At 54.3% G+C, this 326-nt stretch carries 3 tRNA genes; all 3 read right to left on the bottom strand.

From position 1 onward, the window contains the following. Nucleotides 1-55: 55 nt before the first annotated feature. The 3 genes from COO03_RS23945 to COO03_RS23955 all read right to left on the bottom strand — a co-directional run bounded on the left by COO03_RS23945 (nt 56) and on the right by COO03_RS23955 (nt 303). A tRNA-Ile gene (locus tag COO03_RS23945) sits at nt 56-132 on the bottom strand. A 4-nt stretch (nt 133-136) separates the two neighbouring features. Further along, a tRNA-Met gene (locus tag COO03_RS23950) sits at nt 137-213 on the bottom strand. 17 nt (nt 214-230) lie between these two features. Continuing rightward, a tRNA-Ala gene (locus COO03_RS23955) sits at nt 231-303 on the bottom strand. Between the last annotated feature and the right edge of the window lie 23 nt (nt 304-326).

Consider the following 326-nt stretch of genomic DNA (forward strand, 5'->3'; position numbering starts at 1 on the left):
CAAGACCGATCCCTTCAGCCAGACTTGGGTATACCTCCAGGGAATTTTCTTCAAATGGTGGACCTTGTAGGACTCGAACCTACGACCGGACGGTTATGAGCCGTCTGCTCTAACCAGCTGAGCTAAAGGTCCTTTATGGTAGCGGCGGAGGGGATCGAACCCCCGACCTCACGGGTATGAACCGTACGCTCTAGCCAGCTGAGCTACACCGCCATAAGTATTTAAATAAGTGGAGCCTAGCGGGATCGAACCGCTGACCTCCTGCGTGCAAGGCAGGCGCTCTCCCAGCTGAGCTAAGGCCCCATATTTAAAGATATCGGGAAGAC

It is taken from the genome of Bacillus sp. AFS098217, from assembly GCF_002551815.1.
Classification (GTDB): Bacteria; Bacillota; Bacilli; order Bacillales; family Bacillaceae_G; genus Bacillus_A.